The organism is Actinomadura sp. NBRC 104412 (assembly GCF_030269515.1).
Classification (GTDB): Bacteria; Actinomycetota; Actinomycetes; order Streptosporangiales; family Streptosporangiaceae; genus Spirillospora.
In genome coordinates, this window is sequence record NZ_BSTM01000080.1 from 1 (window position 1) to 1,727 (window position 1,727).

Genomic DNA, 1,727 nt, shown 5'->3' on the forward strand with positions numbered 1-1,727 from the left:
GCCAAGCTGGACCACGCGGGAAGGGCGACCACGTGTCGGCCCTTCGAGGTCTGACCTGAACCGCCGCTCAGACGGCCTTGTCGGCGCCCTTCCCGCCCCAACCACGCCTTATTCAGTGGGCTCCTAGTGACCGAACCGGAGACGGAGAAGGCCGCCGTGCGACCTCCGTGACGCTGTGCCCCTCCTTGCCACGGCGACGGCTGTACGGGTGTCGTCCTCGATGCCCTTCCGCATGCCCGCTGTGGCAGGGATGCTGGACGCCCTTCGCGAGGTCGGCCGTGTCAGCGGTCGGCCAAGGCCAGGCGGGCACCGAAGGCGACCAGGACTCCCCCCGCCACCATGTCCATGCCTCTGCGGAACCAGGCACGGATGATCAGTGTGCGCGCCTTGTCGATCACCACGCTGTAGAGGACGAGCCAGGCGAAGGTGAGCAGGCAGAACACCAGCCCGAGGACCAGCATGACGGGCAGGGCACCGCCATCGCCGGGGGCGAACTGCGGCAAGAGGCTCATGAAGAAGGCCGCCATCTTCGGGTTGGCCAGATCATTGATCAGGCCCTGTGACAGCGCCCGGAGCGGCGTCACGACGGCGCTCTTCGACGTGTCGGGCACGTCCTCGCCTCCGCGCCAGGCGGCCCGCAGCGACTGGACGCCCAGGTACATCAGGTATGCGGCGCCCAGGTATTTGAGGACGACGAACGCCGGTTCGGAGGCGTAGACGAGGCCGGCGATACCGACGCTCGCGGCGATCGTCCAGACGCACTGCCCCAGCGAGATGCCGGCGGCCGTCCAGATGCCGCCGCGCCTGCCGTCGGCCAGCGCGTTGCGGACGGTGAGGGCGGTGTCGGGGCCCGGAGTGCAGATCACCGCGAGAGAGACACCGATGAAGCCCAAGAGCTGTGTGACCATCGCCATTCCCCCGCCCATCACGCGCCGCCACTACCCATGAAAGCGGAAGCAGGTGGCCGGCCGCCGCTCAAATCGCCCTCATCAGGTATGAGACCTGCTGATGAGTGAACTGTTCAATTGTTATAAGTAGGGGCCGCAACCCTTGTCAGGCGAGGTCCGGTAGCGACGGGGTCAGAGCGCGTCCCAGGGCGCTGCTGTACCGGGGCACGCAGCTGGCGGTGGCCCTGGACTGGATCAACGGGCGGTCCGAGGCCTCGCTGGAGCATCGATTCCTGGCGGCCGGCCTGCAACGGCAGGAGGCGAAGGCCGCGGCGCGCAGGAAGCACCAGACCAAGCCGGTCTCGGCCCCGCACCTCGAGAGCCCTCGAAGAGTCACAGACCATTGGGGACTGGAACGCCATCCTGGGGCTCTCACCCTTCGAACCGGACACCGGCGCGACGCCGTCCGACCAGGACCTCACCAGCATCGACTTGCCCCGCGCAGGCCGAGACTTGGCCGACCTAGGTCCTGTTTCGAGGGGAGATAGCGGTGGCGTGTCATGCGCCGAAGCTCAGCGCCTCCGTACCTCTCGCATCCGGTGGACGAGCGCGAGAAGGCGGCGACCCGTGGACGAGCACCGCTCACCTCGCAGAGAGCTGTCTTCGTCTTGCGGCAGTGTCGGGGCGGCCACACCTTGTCATGGAACGCTCCTTACTGAGCTTTTCGTTAGTTCTGTGGGTGTGGAGACGTCGGGTTTGTAAGTATCGCGGCATGCCCCCCAACGCCGAGTCTGACAACCACGAAGAGGTCGTCCCGCCGTTGACCCGGCCGCAGCTGGC

1 protein-coding gene is annotated in these 1,727 nt (G+C 67.3%); it reads right to left on the reverse strand.

The annotated features are described in order from the left end of the window. Positions 1-281: 281 nt before the first annotated feature. Positions 282-908, reverse strand: coding sequence for a LysE family translocator (locus QSK21_RS35775; RefSeq protein ID WP_285702200.1), 627 nt, complete (start codon positions 906-908; stop codon positions 282-284). Between the last annotated feature and the right edge of the window lie 819 nt (positions 909-1,727).

What these genes read in the sequence shown, in the direction of transcription:
- QSK21_RS35775 (WP_285702200.1), bottom strand. Translation starts at nt 908, where the DNA reads ATGGTCACACAGCTCTTGGGCTTCATCGGTGTCTCTCTCGCGGTGATC.